This is a genomic window from Xanthobacter autotrophicus, from assembly GCF_029991245.1.
GTDB lineage: Bacteria > Pseudomonadota > Alphaproteobacteria > Rhizobiales > Xanthobacteraceae > Xanthobacter > Xanthobacter autotrophicus_C.
On the sequence record NZ_JAIVFO010000185.1, the window covers coordinates 1 to 7,244 of the forward strand.

Sequence of the window (7,244 nt, forward strand, 5' to 3'; positions counted from 1 at the left end):
GTCAGCTGTGTATAAGAGACAGGGGCGTGGGCGGGGGTCCCGGTCATGGCCGCCGCCGCGGGGAGCTTGTCCGAGGCTTGGCCGCAGCGCCGCTTTCCCGTTCGAGAATGGTCTGCACCGCATCCACCAGCATGGCGAGCACGTCGCGCACGCGGGCCTCGTCCCGGTGGATGTTGTCCTGGATGCGCAGTCCGCGCAGGGTGGAGACGATGAGGGTGATGATCACGTGGATGCGCTCGGGCGGCAGCCCGGACACCTCGAACGCCTTGACGCCCAGGTTCTCGTAGGAGCGGAACAGGTCCGTGAGGATCTGCTCCACCGCCTCGCCGACCCGGGTGTCGCGGCCGGTGACCATGAGGTCGAGCATGGTGACGAGCGCATTGGCCCGGAACACATCCTCGTAGAGGCGTTCAACGAAGGCCGTGACATCCGTGCGCCCCGCGCTCATGTCGTCGGCGAGCGCGGCTACGATGTCCTGCGCGCGCCGCCAGAAATGGGCTGCGGTGTCGATGATGAGTTCGTCGCGCGTGGGGTAATGATGCAGCATCGCGCCGCGGGAAACGCCGCATCGCTGCGCGATGGCGGCGGCGGATGCGGCATTCACACCCACTTCGGCGATGAGTTCCTCGGTCGCGGTGCGCAGCCGGGCGCGCATGGCGGCGCCTTTCAGCTCGCGGCCGTCGACGGTCTCGCCTTCGTTTCTGAGGAGTATGGTTTCCATGGTCAAAGCCTGACACGCGCCGGTTCCGGTCGCGCGCAAAAAAGACAGTCATGACTGCTTGTTTTATGCGCAGCCCTTTTCGGCCATCAGTTCGCATCCCACCCGCAGGCGGATGCAGGGGGCGCCCTGCGGTCTTGTGTGCCGCTACGGAAGAGATAATTGTGATCAACATTTGTTCACGTTAGACAAAATGGAAAACAGATGGCCGTCAATTCCTATATTATTTTGGCATGAATATGAATAAAAGTCGCAGAAAAGCTTATCGAATCTGAATATGTAAGTAATAACATTATTTAAGCTTGTTTGATGCCGCGCCGTGTGCCGTGTACATCATGTCCTCGCTTCGGCCCATGGTCAGTCCTGGAACGTGTCGCGCCTCAGGCATGGAGAGGAAAAGTTGCTCGCTCGGGAGACGCCGATAAAGGACACGCCATCCATGGGGACGGCCGCCGCCGACCTCGTGATCGTCGGTGCCGCGCAAGTGGTGCTGTGCGATCCGGGCCAGCCCGACGGGATCGGGGTGGTGGAAGGCGGGGCCGTCGCCGTTCGGGGCGAGCAGATTGCGGCCGTGGGGCCGCAGGCCGCCATCCTGCCGTTGATCGGTGCGGAAACGCGCATGGTCGACGCCAGGGGCGGCGTCTTGGCCCCGGGGCTGGTGGATTGCCATACCCATCTCATCTTCGAAGGCGACCGCTCCAGCGAATATTTCCACCGGACCCGGGGGCTGGACGATGCCGGCCTCACCGCCGCCGGCCTTCCCTGGGGCGTCCCGGCGTCCCGCGCCGCCAATGCCGGGCTACCGGCCGAACGCCTCGCCGAAGCCGCCCTGCGCCGGGCCCGCAGCATGCTTGCCTGCGGCACCACCACCATCGAGACCAAGTCCGGCTATGGGCTGGACCACGACAGCGATATCGCCTCGCTGGAGGCGGCCCGGCTGGTGGAGGAGGTCACCGGCGTCGAGATCGTCGGCACCTATCTGGGCGCCCATGCGCGGCCGAGGGAGGGGGCGGCGCGCTACCTGGACCGGATGATCGCCGACACCATCCCGGCGATCGCCGGGCGCGGGCTGGCGGAATTCTGCGACGTCTATGTGGACCCGGACGTGTTCACCATCGACGAGTGCCGGCGTGTGCTCGCCGCTGCCGCCGACGCGGGGCTCGCCGCCAAGCTGCACACCGACGCACGCGTCAACATCGGCGGCGCGCGGCTGGCGGCGGAGATGCGGGCGGCCTCGGTCGACCACGGCAACATGCTGGGCGACGACGACCTGCGCGTGCTGGCCGATGCCGGCACCAGCGTTGCTTTCTTTCCCGGCTTCGACTGGGCCGTGGGCCATCCCCGGCCCGTGGATGCGCGCCGCTTCGCCTGCTCGGGCGTCAACGTGGCCCTCGCCACCGACCTGTGCCCGGTGTGCTGGCATCTCTCCCAGCAGGTGACCATGGGCTTCGCCTGCCGCCTTTCGGGCCTGTCGCCCGAGGCGGCGCTGCTGGGCGTCACGCTCAATGCCGCGAAGGCGATCCGGCGCGACGCCAGGATCGGCTCAATCGCGCCCGGCAAGCAGGCGGACCTGGTGGTGTTCGACGTGCCGGACTTCCGCCAGCTCCCATTCCGCTTCGGCACCAATGCGGCGGCGGTCGTGATCAAGAAAGGCCGCGTCCTCCTGGACGCGATGGAGTTCAACCCGAGGGACGGACATCAGCGATGAAGGACAGGAGCAGCGAGGGGCTGTGGGCGTGGCGGCAGCCCGAGAACCACAACCACATGATCGAGCTTCAGGAGACCGGGCCGGCGGCGTCCGGTGACGGATCCATCGAGCTGGCCTTCTTCGGCGGCTCGGCCTTCCGCATCACGACCCCCGGTGGGCTGACGCTGATGCTCGACCCCTGGCGCAACCCGCCCTGGGGGACGTGGGACTGGTACCTCTACGATTTCCCGAAGACGCAGGTGGACGTGGCCCTCTCCACCCATGCCCATTTCGACCATGATGGCCTGCATCAGCTCAGCGCCAACGTCATCCTGGACCGGCTGATCGGAACCTACAGCTTCGCCGATGTCACCATCACCGGCATCGCCGACAAGCACGTGAGCGACAGCCGGCACAATGCCTATGACTGGGCGGAGATGACCCGCCGCCTGACCCATGTGGGCACCACGCCGCCCGACAACTGGCGCTCGTTCGACAATTGCCTGCTCATCGTCGAAGTGGCGGGCCTCCGGATCCTGCATTGGGGCGACAACCGGCCGAACCCGCCGGACAGCGTGTGGGAGAAACTCGGCGAAATCGACATCCTGCTGCTCCCCGTGGACGGCTCGCAGCACGTCCTGAGCTATGCGCAGGCGGATGCGGTGGCGGAGCGGCTGAAGGCGCGCCTCGTCGTGCCCCATCACTACGGCATCTGGGACGTGACCACGCGGGGCTCCACCCTGCTTCCCCCCGATCCGTGGGTGAAGGCGCGCCCGGACGCCATCTGGGCGGACGCGGGCGCGGTGCGGCTCGACCCCGCGTTCGTCAAGGCGCAGACCCGCCGCGTCTTCTGCTTCGGGGAGAAGGTCGCCTTCGACAAGCCGGACATGAAGGCCATGCCGAAGGGGGCGTGAGGCGACGCGGGCCGCCGCTCAGCGGGGAATGGCCCGTTCGGCGGCCATGCGCCAGACGATTTCGGCCGCGTGGGAGGCGAAGCTCCCCGCGCGCCGGGCCAGGCAGAGGGTCCGGGGAAAGCTCGGCTCAAGCGGGGTCACCGTCACCCCGGCATGGGTCTCCGGCACCGCGGTCTCGGCGATGATCGACACCCCCATGCCGGCCCGCACCAGGGCCAGGATGGAGGTGATCTGCTGGATCGAATGGCGGATCATGGGCTCGTGTCCGCCACGGGCGAGCCAGGCGCGCACCAGCGGCTCGCTGCCGCCCTTGGTCATGATGAAGGGCACCGCGGCCAGCGTCTGCGCGTCGAGCGTCCGGCGGCGGGCGAGCGGGTCGCCGGTCCGCACCAGCGCCATCAGGTGATCCTGCTTGAGGGGCAGCAGCTCAAGGTCCGGGTCCTCGGTCTCCACGATGGTGGCGAAGTCGACGCGGCCGTCATGGAGCGCCTGCAAGGTCGGCTGGTCGGTGTTTTCGGTGATCTCGATCTGGAGCTTGCGATAGCGATGGCTCACGGCCGAAACGAGCTGCGGCAGGATGTGGGTGGAGGCGGACGCCCCGAAGGAGGCGATGCGCACCAGGCCATCCCCCTGCGCCCTGCAATCGTCCAGGCGGCGGGCCGTCAGGCGGGCGAGTTCATCCTGCCGTTCGGCATGTTCCGCCAGGATGCGGCCTTCCGCCGTGAGTACCATGGGCCGGCGCCCGCGCATGATGAGGGCAAGGCCGCAGATCTCCTCGGCGCGGACGATGGCCTTGCTCGCCGCCGGCTGGCTGACGTCGAGGGCCCGGGCCGCCTCGGTCAGATTGCCGAGCCGCTCCACGAGGGGCAACAGGCGCATGGCGAGCAGGGGAACGGCATCGAAGGGGGCAGCGGCCATCTGAATAACCAAGGGTTATTGGATTATGCCATTTCATTCTGATCAAGAATAAGCCTGTCGTCACCCGAAACGTCCGGTCCGCCCCGTGAGCATCGCCCTCAATCCCTTCATCGCCGGTATTCCCGCCAATCCCCTGCGCGCCCTTTTCCCGTTCGCGGCGCGGCCGGGCATGCTCAACCTGGCCAGCGGGCATCCCTCCCGCGACGCCTACGATCACGCGGGCCTCGCGGAGGCCCTGCCGAAGGCGGGTGCCGACTTCCCGGCGTGGACCTACGGGCCGAGCGCCGGGGATCCGCTGCTTCTGGAAGCGCTTCAGGAGCACCTCGCCGAGGTCCCCGCCGGCCATCGCCTGCTGGTCACCTCCGGCGCGCAGCAGGGCATCGACCTCGCCATCCGCACGCTGGCGCCGCCCGGCGCCGCGGTGCTGGTGCCGGAGCCGGTCTATCCGGCGGTTCTCTCGGCCTGCGCAGCGGTCGGCGTGCGCACCGTGGGGTATCGCACTGATGCGGCCGACACGGCCATGGCGGGGCTCGCCGCGGCCTTGGCCGCGACCCCGGACGTGCGCGCCCTCTACGCCCTGCCGACCTTCGGCAATCCCACCGGCGAGACGCTCACCCGGACGCAGCGGCTGGCGATGCTTGCGCTCTGCGCGCAGCGGGGCATCCCCGTCATCGAGGACGATCCGTACCGTGCCCTGTGGTTCCGCGTCCCGCCGCCACCCAGCCTCCTGGCGTTGGCGCCAAAGGTGCCGGGCGTGGCGGTCATCCATCTCGGCAGCCTGTCCAAGATCATCTCGCCCGGGCTGCGCCTCGGCTGGGCGGTTGCGCCGGATGCCGTCGCCGGTCCGATGCAGGAGGCGCGCCAGGCGAGCGACCTCCAGCCCAATTCGCTGGCCCAGCGCGTGGCGCTGCATTACCTGCGCCTTGGTCGGCTCGATGCCCATGTGGCGCGGGTGCGGGGCCTCTATGCGGCGCGCTACGATGCCCTCGCCGGGCGCCTTGCGGCGGCGGGCTTCCTCATGCCGCCGGTGGATGGCGGGATGTTCGTGTTCGCGCGGATGCCGGAAGGTACGGTGCGCGACGGCCTGTTCGACCGGGCTGTTGCCCGCGGCGTGATGTACGCGCCGGGGGCGGCCTTCGCGCTCCAGCCGGGAGATGCGGGCTTCGCCGACCGGATGCGCCTGTGCTTCGTGGGGCTCGCCGATGCCGATGTGCCGGTGGCCGCGGATCGTCTCGTTGCGGCCGCGCGGGGCTGAGCCATGTTCCAGATCCTGCTCGCGCTGCTGCCAGACTTCAGCCTGATCGCGCTCGGCGGCGCCTTGCGCCTGACCTTGTCCTCGGACGCCTGGAAGGGCATCGACAAGCTGAATTTCCAGGTGCTTTTCCCGGCGCTGATCTTCACCGCGGCGCTCAGCAAGGCCCCGGATGCGGGCGACGTGCTGGTGGTCGGCATCGGCGTCTGGCTCATCATCGGCCTCGGCTTCTGCCTCGCCTGGCCGTTGCGGCGGCTCGGCCCCGAGCGCTTCCTCGACTTCGCCGGCCTGTGGCAGACGGCTTGGCGCTTCAACACGGCTCTGGCCTTCGTGGCCGTGCAGACGCTGCCCGAGACCCACCGCGCCCTCATGTCCATCGCCATCGGCATGGCGGTGCCGCTCGCCAACGTGCTCGCCATCGGCGCGTTGTCGCGCGGGCATGCCCTGTCCGTGCCGAAGATGATCCGCCAGATCGTGACGAACCCCTTCTTCGTCGCCAGTGTGGCGGGGATGGCGCTCTCCATGCTGCGCGTGGAGCTGTCCCCGCTCCTGCTCAAGCCGGTCCGGATGCTGGCGATGGCCGCCATCCCCATTGCGCTCCTGTCCATCGGCGCGTCGCTGAACTGGCGCGCGCTCGCCAGGGTCAACCGCTTTTCCGCCGCCCTCAATGCCATCAAGCTGCTGATCCTGCCGGCCGCCACCTGGGCGCTGGCCACGGCCATCGGGATCGATCCGGTCCGCACTACGGTGCTGACCCTCTTCGCCGCCCTGCCGACGGCCTCCGCGGCCCATGTGCTGGCGTCCGTCTTCGGTGCCGACAGGGAAGCGGTCGCCACCCTCATCGCTCAGTCCACGCTGGTCGGTTGCGTCAGCCTGCCCCTGTGGCTGGTGTTCCTGAACGGAGCCGCGTGACGTGTCCCCGGCCTTGAGAGCCGTTCCATCCGGTCCGGCATGCCCCTTGAAGCGGCTGGGGTGTTGCGCACATCATGCCGTCCTTCGCCATCGGCGCGACTGGGGCGAGGCCCGATGTCCTTGAGGTGGCGGCGCGGGCTTCCATCACCGCGACGCGGGACTCCGGGGGGCTCGCGCGGCGTGTCGGCGTCAAAGCTGGTGGGGCGCCGTGCTTCATGCCGATCCGCCGCCCGGCCGGTCGGCCTCCGGCTCGGCAACCGCCATGAATGGCGTCATTTCGGCCGGCGTGCCGCGGGCGAGGATGCGCCCGGCCGCCATGAGAATGATCTCGTCCATGGCTTCGAGCCGCGCCGGGCGGTGGGTGACAAGGAGCAGGGCGCGCGCCCGGGTGGCCTCCAGCACGGTGTCGAGCACGCGCCTCTCGGTGTCGGCGTCGAGGCCTTCGGTGGGCTCGTCGAGAATGACGATGGGCGCATCCTTCAACAGCGTGCGGGCAAGGCCCAGGCGGCGGGCCTCCCCGCCCGAGATTTTTGCCCCGTGGGCGCCGATGAAGGTCTCAAGCCCGTCGGGCTGGGCTTCGATGAAGGACAGGATGCCGGCGCGGGCGCAGGCCGCCTCGATGTCAGCGGGCGAGGCCTGTGGCGCCGCGATCAGCAGGTTGTCGCGGATGGTGGCGGAGAACAGGTGGTCCTGCTGGGCCAGCACGCTCATGCGCCGGCGCAGGGCGTCCGCCTCATACGCCTCCACCGGCGCCCCGCCGAAGGCGAGAGCCCCCGGGTCCGCCGTGCGGAAGCGCAGCGCCAGGGCAATCAGGCTGGACTTGCCCGAGCCGCTCGGTCCGAT

Annotated in this window: 7 protein-coding genes; 4 read left to right on the forward strand and 3 right to left on the reverse strand. The window is 69.1% G+C overall.

Going from position 1 to position 7,244, the window contains the following annotated elements:
• Positions 1–43: 43 nt before the first annotated feature.
• Positions 44–721, reverse strand: coding sequence for a TetR/AcrR family transcriptional regulator (locus tag K9U41_RS20785; RefSeq protein WP_282642756.1), 678 nt, complete (start codon positions 719–721; stop codon positions 44–46).
• A 436-nt stretch (positions 722–1,157) separates the two neighbouring features.
• On the opposite strand from K9U41_RS20785, the gene hutI reads away from it, so the two are divergent.
• Together hutI and K9U41_RS20795 are read left to right on the forward strand one after the other, a co-directional pair.
• Positions 1,158–2,426: an imidazolonepropionase gene (gene hutI / locus K9U41_RS20790; protein ID WP_282642757.1), complete on the forward strand. Its 1,269-nt coding sequence runs from the start codon at positions 1,158–1,160 to the stop codon at positions 2,424–2,426.
• On the forward strand, positions 2,423–3,319 hold the full coding sequence (locus tag K9U41_RS20795) for an MBL fold metallo-hydrolase (protein ID WP_282642758.1): 897 nt from the start codon (positions 2,423–2,425) through the stop codon (positions 3,317–3,319). Before hutI ends, K9U41_RS20795 begins: the two co-directional genes overlap by 4 nt.
• Before the next feature lie 18 nt (positions 3,320–3,337).
• Here the strand turns inward: K9U41_RS20795 and K9U41_RS20800 are convergent, their stop codons facing one another.
• The gene (locus K9U41_RS20800) at positions 3,338–4,237 is read right to left on the reverse strand and encodes a LysR family transcriptional regulator (RefSeq protein ID WP_282642759.1); all 900 of its coding nucleotides are present in this window, start codon (positions 4,235–4,237) and stop codon (positions 3,338–3,340) included.
• Between the two features lie 85 nt (positions 4,238–4,322).
• On the opposite strand from K9U41_RS20800, the gene K9U41_RS20805 reads away from it, so the two are divergent.
• Together K9U41_RS20805 and K9U41_RS20810 are read left to right on the forward strand one after the other, a co-directional pair.
• A complete protein-coding gene (locus tag K9U41_RS20805; protein WP_282642760.1) occupies positions 4,323–5,492 on the forward strand; it encodes a PLP-dependent aminotransferase family protein in 1,170 nt (389 codons plus the stop codon).
• Between the two features lie 3 nt (positions 5,493–5,495).
• Entirely contained in the window at positions 5,496–6,401 is a 906-nt protein-coding gene (locus K9U41_RS20810; RefSeq protein ID WP_282642761.1) for an AEC family transporter, read from the forward strand.
• A 213-nt stretch (positions 6,402–6,614) separates the two neighbouring features.
• On the opposite strand, the gene K9U41_RS20815 is transcribed toward K9U41_RS20810, so the two are convergent.
• A partial coding sequence (locus K9U41_RS20815; protein WP_282642762.1) for an ATP-binding cassette domain-containing protein occupies positions 6,615–7,244 on the reverse strand: 630 nt, incomplete at its 5' end.

What these genes read in the sequence shown, in the direction of transcription:
- K9U41_RS20785 (WP_282642756.1), bottom strand. Translation starts at nt 721, where the DNA reads ATGGAAACCATACTCCTCAGAAACGAAGGCGAGACCGTCGACGGCCGC.
- hutI (WP_282642757.1), top strand. Translation starts at nt 1,158, where the DNA reads ATGGGGACGGCCGCCGCCGACCTCGTGATCGTCGGTGCCGCGCAAGTG.
- K9U41_RS20795 (WP_282642758.1), top strand. Translation starts at nt 2,423, where the DNA reads ATGAAGGACAGGAGCAGCGAGGGGCTGTGGGCGTGGCGGCAGCCCGAG.
- K9U41_RS20800 (WP_282642759.1), bottom strand. Translation starts at nt 4,237, where the DNA reads ATGGCCGCTGCCCCCTTCGATGCCGTTCCCCTGCTCGCCATGCGCCTG.
- K9U41_RS20810 (WP_282642761.1), top strand. Translation starts at nt 5,496, where the DNA reads ATGTTCCAGATCCTGCTCGCGCTGCTGCCAGACTTCAGCCTGATCGCG.